Here is a 13,675-nt window from a genome sequence, read left to right as displayed (position 1 = left end):
TTTTATCCCTTATTTTGTTTTTGATGATGTTCAATAGCAGCGCTGATAGCAGCAACAACAGAAGGAGAAATAGCAGCTTGTGGTGTTGTTGCAACAGCTGCAGGTAAAGCTGGACTCGAATGCCGGAGTAATCTGGACATGCCTTGAACAGCAAAAACCAATACCATCAAAAAACCAAATACAACGCCCATGCCCACGACCATCAACACAGCTGCATCCAACAGTAAAACACTGACTTGTTGCTCCGCGTCCATCTTGTGTCCTCTCCGTAAATTAGTTGTATTGATTAATAGCAGTTTTCTCTAAATAACATAAGCCATTACTTAATCACTTTGATTGATGCCTGTTATTTATACAACTTATACGTAACTCTATTGACAAAGGCAAGAAATGGCCATTTAGACAGCTAAGAATCTAAACATCTACTGAAATCATAGGTAGGCGCAGAACGTGATCAGGCAGGTAAAAAAACAAACCCCACCAATAAGGCGGGGCTCGTTATTCAGTTGAAACCGGGCAAAGCCGGTATCTGTACTTAGAAAAACTAAGCAGCAGGACTTTCTGTAATCATCACCGCTATCTGGCTGGCAACCTGACTCCAGCCTTCGCCCAGGCTTTTGACTACTTCGTCATAACCATCATCAGCAATAGGTAATTCCAACTCAAAAGGCATTTGTTTGACGACAGCCCCTGTCAGCAAATGAGCCTGACCACTGATCAGCACCAGACCTTCAGCTGTGGTATGAAACTGAGTTACCTGCACTGTCAGGCGGTTGTCAGCTGAGCTATTCACCTGTTGAGTTACACGCCAATCGGTTAAAGCTGCGGATAAATGCGCCTGCAAATTGCGGGTCAGTTGTTGATCCAAAGCTTCAGCCCATTGGTGAGTGCGGGTCAATTGCAGATTCACAGTATTGTTCTGATACACCAGAGCATTGCTGTTTAAGTAACTGGCCACCATGACAGGCTCTATCACCAGTACTTTGCTGCTGTCGCCTTGTGGCGCTTTTACTGCAACAGCAGGCAGGCGATAATACTGCAGTTCAGACGGAGAACTGCCACAACCGGCCAGGGCCAGACTTAAGAATACAAAAGCTAAATAACGCATTAGTTGCCCTTCTCAGGTTCTGGATCTTTAGGCAGATCGGCTTTAAAAATCAGTGAGTTACTTTGATTATTCATAGTTTTAATTACGGGCTGCAAATCACGTAATAATTGGTCCATCGACTGTAAGTTGCCATTTAAGCGCTCATAAGCAGGTGAACCCGGCGAAAAGCCAGCCAGAGTTTTCCGCAGTTCCAGCAAACTTTGCTGCAGATCGGCAGGCAATTGCTGTACCGCATTGTGCTTCACAAATTGATCCAAAGACTGGATCAATTGCTCTGCATTTTTCAGCATTTTTTCGCTTTGAGCCAAAGTTGCAGAGCTTTGCGCCAACACATCTTCCACAGGCAAACGGTTGACCTTATCCAGCACCTGCAGCACTTTTTGTTCAATATTGGCTAAACCACTGGGAGCTGTTGGCATTATTTTCAGACCAGCATGATCAGCCAAAGCAAAAGGGGCTGGAACAAAACCTTCACTGGAAAACGCTGACGGCTGGGCTGTTGCCACCTGCACTTTTTCAGAGTTGTCTGCATCAGCCAGAGCTGGCACATCTACTTTTACTTTAGGAGTTTCAATTTGTGCATCGGTTTGCACCAGTTCTATATACAAGGCCCCTGTTAATAAACTACCGGTTTTCAGTACTGCTCTTAAACCTTGTTGCACCGCAGTTTCTAATTCCTGCGCCAGCTTTTTCAGGCTCATCTCACCAGCCAGACGGCCAGCTTCCACTCGTACCAACACTGGAATGCCTCGTTTAAAAGCAACATCCAAAGGGTTATCCATATTAAAGAAGTACGGTGCCATAGCCACTGTACCAATACGTATACCTTTGTATTCCAGAGGCGCACCGGCGCTCAGACCTCGGATCGACTCGTCAAAAAACATCAGGTATTCGTTGTATTCAGTGTACAAACCTTCTTTGATGGCTTTTTGATTTTTAAATAGCTGAAACTCGCTGTTGCTGGCCACTTTGTCGCCTGCAGGCCAACCATCCAGCACATCAAAATGCACCCCACCGCTAAGTAATGTAGCAACAGAAGCTAATTCAACCCGCACCCCTTGCGCAGACACGTCCAAAGCCATACCACTGGCTTGCCAGAAACGTACGTTTTCTGTGACTAAGGAATCATAAGGCGCACGTACAAACAACTGATAGGTCATATGGCCTTGTTCAGCGACAAAGTTGCTGGTCTCTACTGTACCTACCGCATAGCCGTGATACAAAACAGGGTCGCCTACAGCCAAAGCTGTCGCATCGTCACTTAATAAAGTAACCCGAACCCCTGGTGCATCCGCCGGCGCTATAGGCGGGCTGTCGAGCAATTCATAATAGTATTTTTGTACTGAGGCTTTGCCCGGCTGTAACTCAATATAAGCGCCGGATAACAGCGTGTTTAAACCGCTGACGCCACCCCGGCCAACTGTAGGTTTGACAACCCACAACTGTGAGTCTTCATTCAGCAAGCCTTCGAGACCAGGATCCATGCGGGCTTTGATTAATACTTTGCTTAAGTCTTCCGACAGCTGCACAGATTCAACCCGGCCTATATCCACACTGCGGCTTTTGATCTGAGTTTTACCTGCCACTATGCCTTCAGCATTCAGAGTGACCAGCGTGATCACTGGTCCCTGATTTTTTTGGGTGTAATACAACATCCAGATGCCAATCACTACAGCCATAACTGGCACTATCCAAATGGGTGACAATTGTCGGATCTTTTTCACCGCGGCCACCCGGCCCTGCATCTTAGCCACGTCGCAGCTCCTCTTTTTTATTCCGTTGGTCCCACAACAAACGTGGATCAAAACTCATAGCGGCGAGCATGGTAGTGATCACCACAGTCGCAAAAATAATAGCGCCCATACCAGGATATACACCCATCAATAAATCAAACCGTACCAAAGCTGCCAATATAGCGACCACCAGCACATCGACCATAGACCAGCGCCCTATCCAGTCGACCAGTAAATACACCCGGGTCGACAGCAGCTGTCGTTTATGCCCACTGTGACTGGCCAGATAACAGAGCCAGAACATCACTACTATTTTCACGACGGGCACCACCACGCTGGCTAATAAAATCACTATGGCCACAGGATAAGCCCCGTCCTGCCACATCAATATAATACCGCTGATGATTGTAGACTGAATGCTGCTGCCCAAAGACACAGTTTCCATAATAGGCAGTAAGTTAGCCGGGATATACAACAAAGTAGCGGTAATCAGCCAGGCTAAGGTTTTCTGCAAACTGGCCGGAATACGGGCTGTGACTTTAGTACCACAGCGATCACAATATTTTTGCTCCAGCGGCACTATAGCAGTGCAACAGCTGCAACTGGCTAAATTCAGTGAAACACCGGTTTTTCCTGCAAAATGCGCGGCAACGGGCTGAGGTGCCGGCGCTATAGACTCCCACAAGGCATGACGGTCTATCACCTGGAAAGTGCGTAAATGCAGCAGACAAAATAAACAAAAAGCCCAGAAGCTCATGCCCACAGAAATATCGGCGTACACCACCAGTTTGACAAAAGCGACCAGAATACCAATCAGGAAAATATCCACCATGCTCCAGGGTTTGAGCATATAGAGCACACGGGCAGTCCAGACTAAGCCCCTCACCCGGCGCACCATGCCGAGCTTGATATAAATTACGGCCAGCATACAGAAAGCCGGTATCGCCTGAATAAATAACCACACCAGCACAGCCAACCATTGCTGATGCTCATCAAATAACACAGAGGAGGTATCAAAAAAACTCATGATGTGGATGTTACCCGCCACATCCATGCCAATAAAAGGAAAGAGGTTGGCCAAAATCAGCATAAACAGTGAGCTTATGGCATAGAGCACAGGACGTAATACCGGATCTTTTTGTCGCATATCCAGTAAATAACCACAGCGGCTGCAAGCGGCTTCCTGACCAATGGCTAACAGCGGCAATTGTTGCAATAGATCGCAGTGGCGACAAAGCACCAGTTCGGTAACAGGTTGCGCCGTGGGCGCTCTACCAGACTCCAGATCAGACAAAAAGATTCCTTTGCAAATGCCTATACTGCGATAAAGCTATTGTAAAAGCCCGCAAGGAGAAAGCCCAGTAAAAAATAAGGGGGCAGAGTCATGAGATGCTTATCTCCCATGCTTCTACCCCCTATTTCAAAGACGCCGTTTATTCAACAGCTTTAGAGACACCCACCATAGCAGGACGTACTAAACGGCCGTTCAGCTCGTAGCCTTTTTGCATCACAAAAGTGACAGTGTTTGGCGCCACATCAGCGCTTGGCTGAATCGACATGGCCTGATGGAATTCAGGGTTAAACGGCTGACCTTGTGGGTCAATTTGCTGCACGCCGTTTTTCGCCAGTGTATCCAGTAAACCTTTCAGCGTTAAATCTACACCTTCACCCAGAGCTTTCTGGCTGTCGTCTTCACGATTTAAGAAGGTTAAAGCACGCTCGAGGTTATCCACCACCGGTAATAAATCACCAGCGAAACGCTCCAGCGCAAATTTATGGGCTTTTTCAACATCCATGGCTGAACGACGACGGCTGTTGTCTGCTTCAGCTTTAATTCTAAGCATTAAATCATGCTGCTCTGCCAACTGGGCTTTTGCCTGCTGTAATTCTGCATCCAGCTTTGCAATAAGTTCCTGCTCCGGCGTCAGTTCTACGACTTCTTGCTCTGCCGCTGCTTCCGCAGCCTGTTGTTGTTCAGTTTGCACTTTATCTTGCTCGCTCATTGTAGTTACTACTCCACCATAGGTTGGCTTATTATGGGGATTGATTAAGATGATTCAAGTTAAAAAACATTTGTTGTGCTACAGCTTCAACTAAAGGCACAAAACGGCCATAGTTCATCCGGCGTGGTCCAAGCAAGGCAATAAAGCCATGTGGCTCCGAACGGTAGCGTGCACAAATCAAACTCACCTTGGCTAAAGGTTCAATACCAGACTCACGTCCCAGTATTAATTTGGGCTGATGATCCTGAGTGACAGGCGTTAATAATTTCACCAGACAGGCAGGATTATCTAAAAGTTCTATCACTTGCTGCAACTCCGGGTCGCGGTGATAGTCGCTCGCCTGCATTAATTGATGCTGACCATAAATCAAGGGCTGATGCTGCTGCATCTCATCCAGACTCAGCTGCGCCATAGCGGTTTTCACCAAAGACTGCACTGTACCGCATTCCTGCTTGGCTATTAAAGCTAAACGCGAAATACCATCCAACCAATCCTGACCACACAAAGCTGCATTGAGTAAACACAAGACACGACTTAAAGTTGGATTATCAATTAAATCGTCGTGAAACAGCACCCGGTGCAAAATGTCACCATCTTCGTCTATCACCACCAGCAACAGTCGCTGCGTGGCTAAACGTACTAAATCCACCTGCCGAATCACCCTGCCCTGACTTTTAGGCGCACTGACAATACTGACCATACCTGTTAAGTTGGCTAATAACTGTCCTGCCTGCTGACATAATAAAGAAACGGGTAATTGCGGTGGAAGATTCAGCTGAATCGCATCCAGCCAACGTCCTGACAAAGGCTCAAGTTGCAGCATTTTATCGATAAAGAGCCGAATACCCGAGGTTGTAGGAACCCGGCCTGCCGACGTATGAGGAGAGCGAATAAAACCCTGCTGCTCCAGCAACATCATGGTGTTACGCACTGTGGCAGAACTGACGCTAAGTTCTGACTGCTCACATAACAGCTTAGACGACACCGGCATGCCGTCCGTCAGGTACTGCTCAACAATGAGTTTTAATATCAGTTCTGGTCTGCTTAACTGAACCACTACAGTTGTTACTCCGGTTAAAAAGACTGCACAAAATACTAAGCGTGAATACTGCCGACTTATACTGCTATGTATTGTGGGGTCTTTAATTAAAAATTCAAGCCTTGCCCTTTATCAGTGCGTCAACGAGCACAAAGCTGTTCGCTATCAGAAACTATGGGTATACTCAAACGGCATTTTGAAAGGAACACTCATGAGTCAAAACCCTGGCAGCGCATTTCAAACCATTGGCCTCATTGGCAAACCAAATCATCCGGGCGCCAACACCACTCTTATCAGCTTGTATCAGTTTTTAACGGCACGGCAGTTAAAAGTCTATGTCGAAGAAAAGGTGGCAGAATCTCTGGGCTTGCCTGATGTGCAAGTGATGGATTTAGTTCAGCTGGGTAAAAACTGCGATCTGGCCATAGTGGTAGGTGGTGACGGCAATATGCTGGGCGCAGCCCGTGTGCTGGCGCGTTTTGGTGTCGCTGTGCTGGGCGTAAACCGGGGTAACTTAGGTTTCTTAACCGACTTATCACCGGAAAATTTTGAAACTCCTTTAGCTGCGGTGTTAGCAGGTAATTTTGTCACTGAAAAACGCAATCTGCTGGAAGTGGAAGTGTATCGGAATGACTGCGTAAAAAGCAGTAACAGCGCTGTCAATGAAGCCGTATTACACGCTGATAAAGTGGCGCATATGATTGAGTTTGAAGCTCATATTAATGGCGAATTTGTTTTCAGTCAGCGCTCGGACGGTTTAATTGTCAGCACGCCAACAGGTTCTACCGCTTATTCTTTATCAGGCGGCGGCCCTATTCTGACCCCTGAGCTGGATGCGATGAGTTTAGTGCCAATGTTTCCTCATACCTTAAGCAGCCGCCCTTTGGTGGTTTCAGGTACCAGTGAAATAGTATTAAAAGTATCGCCAAGTAACGACGCACATTTACAGGTCAGCTGCGACAGTCATGTGATTTTAGCCGTCATGCCAGGTGATGAAATCCGTATTCGTAAACACCCTAAGCCGCTTAAACTGGTTCACCCGCCTGGCTACAGCTACTTTAACGTACTACGTAACAAGCTCGGCTGGGGCAGTAAACTCTACTAAAAAATCTCTTTGCCACTCCCTTGCTAAAAACCGAATTACTGTATAAATTAACAGTTATTCAGTATAAGGGAGTTGGACCATGCTCAACCATCTGCATATCAGCAACTTTGCCATAGTACGCGCGCTGGAACTCGACTGGCGCGGCGGTATGACCACCATTACCGGCGAAACAGGTGCAGGCAAATCTATAGCCTTAGATGCGCTGTCTTTATGTTTAGGTGAACGTGCCGATGGTTTAGTGGTTCGCCCCGGTTGTGACAAAGCCGACATAGTCGCCACTTTTGATATCAGTCAATTGGCTGCAGCTCAGCACTGGCTGGCTGAGCAAGACCTCGCCATGGGCAACGAATGCATAGTGCGCCGTGTGGTGGGTAGCGAAGGCCGCTCCCGTGGTTATATCAATGGCGTACAGGTGCCAGCTCAACAACTGAAAGCTTTAGGTCATCATCTGTTAAGTATTCATGGCCAGCATGCACATCAACTGTTATTAAAATCTGATCACCAGCGCCAATTGCTGGATGCTTATGCCAACACCCACTCTGCTTTAGCCAATTGCCGCCAACACTGGAAAGCCTGGCAGCAACTGAAACAAGAATACAGCGAACTGCAAAGTAACCAGCAGCAACGTGAAGCACAACGTCAGTTGCTGGAATATCAGGTGGCAGAGCTCGATCAATTTGCACCTGGTGCTGATGAGTTTGCTGAACTGGAAAGCGAGCATCAGCGTTTAAGCAATAGTCACAGCCTGATCCAAGCCAGCCAGCAAGCCTTGCAACTGGCCTATGACGATGAAGAGGCCAACAGCTACCGCTTATTAAGCCATGCTTGCCAGCAACTGGATGACTATAAAGAAGTAGACCCGGCTTTAGCCCCTATTCACCAAATGCTGACAGAAGCTTTAGTACAAATTGAAGAAGCAGGCCGCGAATTACGCCGCTATAGCGAAAAAGTTGATGTCGATCCGGAGCGTTTAGCTGAGATAGATCAACGCTTAGGCCTGTGGCTGAATTTAAGCCGTAAACATCAAATTCCGCACGATCAACTGGCTCTGTTTCACCAGCAATTGTCTCAACAGCTGTCTGAACTGGCTGGCGATGATGATCGCATAGTGCAGTTACAACTGGAAATACAGCAGGCGCAGCAGCTGTATTGTCAGGCCGCTGAAGTTGTCTCTGAACTACGTCAATCAGCCGCTTTGGAGCTGTCCGATAAAATTGCCCGCAGCATGGCTGAGTTAAGTATGGCTAACGGTAAGTTTTACATAGCAGTCGAAAGTGCTGGTATAGATAAGGCCAATGCAACAGGCTGGGATCAGGTGGACTTTCTGGTCAGCACCAACCCGGGCCAACCTTTACAGGCACTGCACAAAGTGGCATCAGGCGGTGAATTATCCCGTATCAGCCTGGCCATTCAGGTGATACTGGCAGGCAAAGTCACGACTCCTACTTTGATTTTTGATGAAGTAGATGTGGGCATCAGCGGCCCTGTTGCCGCTGGTGTAGGCAGATTATTACGTCAGTTAGGTGAATCGACTCAGGTGATTTGTGTCACGCATTTACCGCAAGTTGCCAGTCAGGGCCATCATCAGTTGTTTGTTGAAAAATACACAGATGGCATAGCCACAGAAACCCGAATTCGCGAACTGGCAGACGAAGAGCGGGTACAGGAAATAGCCCGCTTACTGGCTGGTGAAAACGTCAGCGCCAACGCTATTGCCAATGCCCGAGAGTTGTTATGTGCCCCTTAAAACGGATTTCAATCAATTATTTTTAACAGGCACGAACTTAGCCAACACACTTAGGTCTGATTAAGGCTTTAATTTCAGCCCGTGCTTGCGGTATGATGCCGACAGACTTATTCAGATGAAGAGACAGATGAAAGCAGTAGTGAAAACGGCCCTTGTGTTGGCCACAGCATTGACTCTGGGTGCTTGCAGCAGTTGGATTTACCGGATTGACGTGCCACAAGGCAACTTTCTGGAGCAAAAAGACATCGACAAACTGCGTGTTCAAATGACCAAAGAGCAGGTTCGTTTTGTGTTAGGCAATCCAGTTGCAGAGAACGCTTTTGACGACGACATCTGGCATTATTTTTATGCATTAAAAAGTGGTCGTGGCGAAGATTTTGAAAAACAACTAATTGCTAACTTTAAAGACGACAAGTTGGTTGATATCAGTGGCGATTTCACCAAACCAGCCAACTTTAATACACCGCTGGATCAATAATGTTTTGCAGGGTCAGAGCTTCAGCTTTGACTCTGTCATGTCATCGTTACTTCAGTGTAATCTTTCTGCTTATTTATCAGCTGTCAGATTGTGAGTCAGAGTCAGCACTCTGACTCTGTTGCTGCCTACCACCCGTTGTCTTATTTGCCCTGCCTTCGTCCTTGGCTTTTTCAGCACGGCGACGACGCATATCTTTCGGATCAGCAATTAAAGGCCGGTAAATTTCTATTCGGTCACCTGCTTTTGGCACTTCATTCAGTTTGCAGGTCCGGCTCCAGATCCCTACTTTATTCTGACTTAAATCAATTTCAGGAAAAGAAGAAAGCATACCGGACAGCTGAATAATCTGCTCCACCGTAGCCGCAGCATCAACAGTTAAACTCAACAAACTTTGTTTCGCTGGTGTGGCATAAGCCAGCTCGACAGCTTTAGTCTCAGCCATGTTGTTCTCCGTATACCTGTTTCGCTCTTTGGGTAAAAGCACCGACCATGGCCGCTGTTAACTCGTTAAAAATTTTGCCAAAAGCAAATTCAACTATTTTATTGGAAAACTCAAAATCCAATGCCAGCACCACTTTACAAGCTTCATCACTCAGTGGAACGAAGGTCCAGCCACCGGATAAAGCTTTAAAAGGGCCAGACTCCAATTGCATCTGAATTTGCGAGTCAGTCACCAGGGTATTGCGAGTGGTGAACTCCTGACTGATACCGGCTTTTTTCACCTGTAACTTAGCCAGCATCTGATCTGCAGACTGCTGTAAAATTTGTGCTTTGGCGCAACCGGGTAAAAATTCCGGATAACGTGGTACATCGTTCACCAGCTCAAACATCTGGCGCGCGCTGTAAAAAACCAGTGCGCTGCGCTCAATTTGTGGCATACTCTCTCCCCTTAATGCAGGCGGCGATTGTAACAGATCTGGCCGTAGCCTCAATGTCCCAGGCGCAAGCCTTTTGCCATAAAATTCCTTGGCTTTTACAGAGTTAATTCGTTTAGCAAAGATGAGCAAAAAACAAAACAACAAAAATCAGGGCGGCACCATAGCCCAGAACAGAAAAGCACGACACGATTATTTCCTGGAAGAAAGGTTTGAAGCAGGCCTCTGTCTGCAAGGCTGGGAAATAAAAAGTATCCGCGAAGGCAAAGTGAATTTGTCCGACTCGTACGTCATTCTCAAAGATGGCGAAGCTTTTTTAATTGGTGCACAAATTCAGGCGCTGCACAGCGCATCTTCTCACGTGGTTTGTGATCCAGAGCGCTCGCGCAAGCTGTTGCTGAACAAACGTGAACTGAACAAACTGGTCGGTAAAAAAGAGCAGGACGGTTACACCTTAATAGCTACTTCCATGTACTGGAAAGCCTGTTGGGTGAAATTAGAGTTCCACTTGGCCAAAGGTAAAAAGCACTTTGATAAGCGTGACGACATCAAAGACAGAGACTGGTCGCGTGAAAAAGAACGCATGATGAAGCACAGCAAAAGATAATTGAAGCCGGGTTCTTGCCCACTTCAGCTTGATATTGCTCAATTCATCACCATATAGAGTAATAACAGCAAAACGCAGCAAGAAAAGACCAGTTCTTACCTTGCTGCCTTGAACTGCAGAGCGTAGAATGCGCTCAACACAGAAGTGTTCAGAAGTACTAAAGAATTCGGGGCCGATACTGGATTCGACGGGATTCACGAACTCTTAGGTGCATGCCGAGGTGCGGTAGGCCTCGTAAAAAAGCCGCAAACTAGTAGTCGCAAACGACGAAACATACGCACTCGCTGCCTAATAAGCAGTAGAGCGCTCTTCCCCTCACGCATGCCTATAAGCTGAGACTCTGGAAGATCACCCCTAATAGGATCGCATGGCGGCTTTGTCTGGAGCCAAGATGCTAAAACCAATCAGACTCGCCCGACGATAGCCTGCCAGCTGGCGCTCATAGGGTTAACTAAATAACTGGATAAGCATGTAGTACCGACGATCTAGGTTTTTCGGACGGGGGTTCAAATCCCCCCGGCTCCACCAATAAAGCAAAAGGCCACCGCAAGGTGGCCTTTTGCTTTATTGTGGTTTCGCGGTGGACGCGAAGCACCGTTAGGGGTTCAGCCGGAGCTTGCGCAGCAAGTGTAGACAACGCCCAAAGGGCGGCCTCTCGTTGCCAAACGAGAGGTGAGCGGCAAAGCCGCGAATAAATCCCCCCAACTATCCAGCCACCGCAAGGTGGCCGCTTTAAGACTTATACTAAAACAGTTACATACCTTGAGCACCTAAGCATTCGGGTATATGTTTTCATCATCAGTATATGGAGAACACATAATGAAAACAGGTACTGTCTTTCAACATAACAACAGTCAGATCATTAGCCTGCCAGTAGAAACTCATTTCCCAGAGACAGTGGAAAAAGTCTATGTTCGGGTTGTTGGGCAAGATCGCATCCTTACGCCTATAGCAAATACCTGGGATTCATTTTTTCTTCGGGGCGCAGCAGTTACTGAAGATTTTATGACTGAATATGCTAGTCAAGAGCAGCAAAAACGAGAGACGTTTTAATGATAAAACCTGCAAAGTTAAGGATTTTTAGATTATGGGAAATCTAGAGTCAAGTGTGATCGAAATACTCCAGTTTCTGTTGCCTGGTTTTGTTACGGCTTGGGTATTTTATGCTTTGACCTCTTATGCTAAGCAGTCTGAGTTCGAGCGTGTTGTACAGGCACTAATTTTCACTTTATTTGTTCAAGCAGTAACCTATCTTGCAGAATCTTTGTTCTTACTTATAGGCCACTACAAATCATTTGGCATATGGAACAGTGACAAAAGACATTTAACGTCCCTAATCGTAGCTTTAACCCTAGGGTTACTTTTCACCTATTTGGCGAATTCAGACAAACTACATAAATGTCTGAGATTTTTGAAAATAACAAAAGACACATCCTACCCGTCGGAATGGTTTAGCGCATTTAGTAAGCAAATAACTTTTGTTGTATTACATTTTAAAGATGAAAGACGCTTAATGGGGTGGCCGATAGAGTGGCCTTCTCAACCAGATTCTGGGCATTTTTTACTGATCCACTACAGCTGGATTACAGATCCTACCCAAGAAATCGTGGGGATTCAGTCGAAAGTAGAGTCTATACTGATAGACGCAAAAGATGTACGATGGGTCGAGTTTATGAGTGAAGCGTCTTGGAAACATAGCGAGAACATAGATGAAAAAACAATCTAACCCTACACCTTCACAGCTAACAGGAAATGGAGCCAATAATAGGCCTGTTGCCTTTTCTCGTCCTGCGCCGCCGCCGCCTCCTCCTCCTGCGCCAAACAGATAAAGCTAAAACGGTAATAGCAAGAAACAGTACCTTTTAGAGCTCGCTTCAAGTTACTAAGGTTCAATTGAGCGTCTAGTAAACCAAGAAGCTACCTAACGGCGGCTTTTTGGTGTACTAGCTACAGACATCATCAAAACCCTACTTCCCCTGCCCCAGCAACCAGCCATAAATATCCCAGCCTTCATACACCTGGCGCCAGGCGTCGTGTTCGGCTTGTTCCAGCATACTAAAACGTACATTGGTATGGCCTAACTGGCGCAGTGTCTCTATGCCTGGATATAAATTGTCTTTATTGATAGCCGAATCCCGGCCTGCAGCTATTACCCAGAGTGGTAGCTTAGCTTTGGCTATAGGCGGCATTAGATCCGGATGACCCCAAGCCACTACAGGGGCAGCGGCAGCGAATAACTGCGGGTGTTTGCTGGCCATATACCAGGTGCCAAAACCACCGTAGCTAATACCAGAGATATAAAGCCGTTTGGTATCTGTGTTGTAATTTTTCTGCACAGTCGCAAGCATCGCTAACAGATCCTGCTCTGCCCTTTCCCAGCCATCTGGCAATAACACAGGCACTTTCGACATATCAGTGACCACCTTAGCTGGCGCTATGGTTTTATCGGATGGGAACATCACAGGGCGTGGCGGTACGCCATCCGCTAAGCGCTTGGGAATATCAGCTTTGCTGCGGTTGGCGATATAAGGCAGTTTACCCATATCAAACATATGCAATTGCGGCACTATCATAATAAAAGGCAGGTCACGTTTTTGTACCCAGGCCTCGTATAAAGGGCCGTGAACCATAGTGTAATCCAGCTCATCCAGGCCGTTGCCACGTTCGCCGTTACCGTGCAAAAACAACAACACCGGCCATTTTTGTGCAGCCTTTTGATCATAGCCCGCAGGCAAATAAACAAAATACTGCCGTTTTAAGCCATCTACTGTACTTTGATAATCTTGCCTTAACAGCTGCGCCTCTGAGGCTTGCGCAACACTCACCAGCAACAAAGTGCATAAAAATAATAGTCTGCAGAACATAAAACTCCCTTTGATCATTACGCCGCAGGATTTCAGGCTCGACAAGCCTGCGCTCCCCATTTTACCCCTTACCCCATGCTCGCTGACTTTTTGTTTTTTGTCATGTTACTTTGCTG

General features: G+C 46.8%; 15 protein-coding genes and 1 other RNA gene. 7 read left to right on the top strand and 9 right to left on the bottom strand.

Features of this window, described 5'->3' with window-relative positions:
- Positions 1 to 2 precede the first annotated feature (2 nt).
- The 6 genes from P3C17_RS03400 to hrcA form a co-directional block, all read right to left on the bottom strand.
- Positions 3 to 254 carry an OadG family transporter subunit gene (locus P3C17_RS03400; RefSeq protein ID WP_300928101.1) on the bottom strand — a complete coding sequence of 84 codons (252 nt, stop codon included), beginning with the start codon at positions 252 to 254 and terminating at the stop codon, positions 3 to 5.
- 290 nt (positions 255 to 544) lie between these two features.
- Complete coding sequence (locus P3C17_RS03395) at positions 545 to 1,108, bottom strand: ABC-type transport auxiliary lipoprotein family protein (protein WP_300928100.1); 564 nt, start codon at positions 1,106 to 1,108, stop codon at positions 545 to 547.
- Complete coding sequence (pqiB, locus tag P3C17_RS03390) at positions 1,108 to 2,853, bottom strand: intermembrane transport protein PqiB (protein WP_300928362.1); 1,746 nt, start codon at positions 2,851 to 2,853, stop codon at positions 1,108 to 1,110. Before pqiB ends, P3C17_RS03395 begins: the two co-directional genes overlap by 1 nt.
- 1 nt (position 2,854) lies before the next feature.
- Positions 2,855 to 4,135 carry a PqiA/YebS family transporter subunit gene (locus P3C17_RS03385; RefSeq protein ID WP_300928099.1) on the bottom strand — a complete coding sequence of 427 codons (1,281 nt, stop codon included), beginning with the start codon at positions 4,133 to 4,135 and terminating at the stop codon, positions 2,855 to 2,857.
- 139 nt (positions 4,136 to 4,274) lie between these two features.
- Complete coding sequence (gene grpE / locus P3C17_RS03380) at positions 4,275 to 4,844, bottom strand: nucleotide exchange factor GrpE (protein WP_127020729.1); 570 nt, start codon at positions 4,842 to 4,844, stop codon at positions 4,275 to 4,277.
- A gap of 31 nt (positions 4,845 to 4,875) precedes the next feature.
- Positions 4,876 to 5,901, bottom strand: coding sequence for a heat-inducible transcriptional repressor HrcA (gene hrcA, locus P3C17_RS03375; RefSeq protein ID WP_300928098.1), 1,026 nt, complete (start codon positions 5,899 to 5,901; stop codon positions 4,876 to 4,878).
- A 193-nt stretch (positions 5,902 to 6,094) separates the two neighbouring features.
- Between hrcA and nadK the strand changes: the two genes are divergently transcribed.
- The 3 genes from nadK (at position 6,095) to P3C17_RS03360 (ending at position 9,213) form a co-directional block, all read left to right on the top strand.
- Entirely contained in the window at positions 6,095 to 6,988 is an 894-nt protein-coding gene (gene nadK / locus P3C17_RS03370) for an NAD(+) kinase (protein WP_300928097.1), read from the top strand.
- A gap of 79 nt (positions 6,989 to 7,067) precedes the next feature.
- A complete protein-coding gene (recN, locus tag P3C17_RS03365; RefSeq protein WP_300928096.1) occupies positions 7,068 to 8,735 on the top strand; it encodes a DNA repair protein RecN in 1,668 nt (555 codons plus the stop codon).
- A 127-nt stretch (positions 8,736 to 8,862) separates the two neighbouring features.
- On the top strand, positions 8,863 to 9,213 hold the full coding sequence (locus tag P3C17_RS03360; RefSeq protein ID WP_300928095.1) for an outer membrane protein assembly factor BamE: 351 nt from the start codon (positions 8,863 to 8,865) through the stop codon (positions 9,211 to 9,213).
- Between the two features lie 76 nt (positions 9,214 to 9,289).
- On the opposite strand, the gene P3C17_RS03355 is transcribed toward P3C17_RS03360, so the two are convergent.
- Both P3C17_RS03355 and P3C17_RS03350 read right to left on the bottom strand, forming a co-directional pair.
- Positions 9,290 to 9,655, bottom strand: coding sequence for an RnfH family protein (locus tag P3C17_RS03355; RefSeq protein ID WP_300928094.1), 366 nt, complete (start codon positions 9,653 to 9,655; stop codon positions 9,290 to 9,292).
- The gene (locus P3C17_RS03350) at positions 9,648 to 10,091 is read right to left on the bottom strand and encodes a type II toxin-antitoxin system RatA family toxin (protein ID WP_233080476.1); all 444 of its coding nucleotides are present in this window, start codon (positions 10,089 to 10,091) and stop codon (positions 9,648 to 9,650) included. Before P3C17_RS03350 ends, P3C17_RS03355 begins: the two co-directional genes overlap by 8 nt.
- A gap of 121 nt (positions 10,092 to 10,212) precedes the next feature.
- Here P3C17_RS03350 and smpB point away from each other — a divergent pair, with 121 nt between their 5' ends.
- The 4 genes from smpB (at position 10,213) to P3C17_RS03330 (ending at position 12,421) form a co-directional block, all read left to right on the top strand.
- The gene (gene smpB / locus P3C17_RS03345) at positions 10,213 to 10,695 is read left to right on the top strand and encodes an SsrA-binding protein SmpB (protein ID WP_300928093.1); all 483 of its coding nucleotides are present in this window, start codon (positions 10,213 to 10,215) and stop codon (positions 10,693 to 10,695) included.
- A gap of 168 nt (positions 10,696 to 10,863) precedes the next feature.
- Positions 10,864 to 11,223, top strand: a transfer-messenger RNA (tmRNA) gene (gene ssrA, locus P3C17_RS03340).
- Positions 11,224 to 11,514: 291 nt separating this feature from the next.
- Positions 11,515 to 11,748, top strand: coding sequence for a type II toxin-antitoxin system VapB family antitoxin (gene vapB / locus P3C17_RS03335; RefSeq protein ID WP_300928092.1), 234 nt, complete (start codon positions 11,515 to 11,517; stop codon positions 11,746 to 11,748).
- Between the two features lie 34 nt (positions 11,749 to 11,782).
- Positions 11,783 to 12,421 (top strand): DUF6338 family protein, encoded by a 639-nt coding sequence (locus P3C17_RS03330; RefSeq protein ID WP_300928091.1) that lies wholly within the window; start codon positions 11,783 to 11,785, stop codon positions 12,419 to 12,421.
- 241 nt (positions 12,422 to 12,662) lie between these two features.
- Here the strand turns inward: P3C17_RS03330 and P3C17_RS03325 are convergent, their stop codons facing one another.
- Positions 12,663 to 13,559 carry an alpha/beta hydrolase-fold protein gene (locus P3C17_RS03325; protein ID WP_300928090.1) on the bottom strand — a complete coding sequence of 299 codons (897 nt, stop codon included), beginning with the start codon at positions 13,557 to 13,559 and terminating at the stop codon, positions 12,663 to 12,665.
- Positions 13,560 to 13,675 lie beyond the last annotated feature (116 nt).

It is taken from the genome of Rheinheimera sp. 1928-s (assembly GCF_029269265.1).
Taxonomy (GTDB): Bacteria; Pseudomonadota; Gammaproteobacteria; order Enterobacterales; family Alteromonadaceae; genus Pararheinheimera.
Note: the sequence above shows the minus strand (reverse complement) of the source record. Positions and strands in the feature narration are given on the sequence as shown.